The organism is Bacillus sp. TL12 (assembly GCF_022625245.1).
Taxonomy (GTDB): Bacteria; Bacillota; Bacilli; order Bacillales; family Bacillaceae_G; genus Bacillus_A.
Genome location: NZ_JAJJBY010000180.1, coordinates 1 through 734 on the forward strand (window position 1 = coordinate 1; position 734 = coordinate 734).

Annotated in this window: 1 protein-coding gene; it reads left to right on the top strand. The window is 36.1% G+C overall.

The window, feature by feature from the left end:
- Positions 1 to 304: 304 nt before the first annotated feature.
- Positions 305 to 734 (top strand): IS6 family transposase (locus tag LOK41_RS28360; RefSeq protein WP_241819414.1); only part of this gene is annotated, 430 nt, incomplete at its 3' end.

Here is a 734-nt window from a genome sequence, read left to right on the forward strand (position 1 = left end):
TACCGCCAGCATTTCGGAAAAAAACACGCTAAGCAAAAAATAAAATAAGCCATCCATTTGGACAGCTCTTTTACATAATTCTCGTTATTCAAAGCAAACTCCTCTCGTTAGGAGAAAGGGGTTATCCGTTCTTACAATTTGTTTTTTTTTAGTAGGTAAAGCCCTATTAAATTGGCTCCTAATCCAATGACAATTGCAACAATAAAAATTCTGGTTCTGGTGCAAAAACTTCAGGGAAATTGCAAATAATCTCTAAATCTTGGACATACTGATACTATTATTCTAAAAAAGGTGTATGATCGGTATGAAAAAGGAAAATTTGTTCAAATGGAAGCGTTATCAACCTGATATTATCTTATTAACGGTAAGATGGTACCTACGGTACTACCTAAGTTTTCGTGATTTGGTGGAAATGATGGAGGAACGAGGTTTGTCTATTGCTCACATCACTATTATGCGTTGGGTGCATCAATATGGACCTGAATTAGATGAAAGAGTACGACGTCATCTTAAGACAACAAATGATTCTTGGAGAGTTGATGAAACGTATGTGAAAGTAAAAGGGCAATGGATGTATTTATATCGCGCAGTCGATTCAGACGGAAATACCATTGATTTTTATTTAAGTGAATCAAGAGATAAACAAGCAGCCAAGCGCTTTTTCAAGAAAGCCTTGGCTGCTTCTCATATTTGTAAACCTCGTGTAATAACAGTAGATAAGAACCCTGCCTATG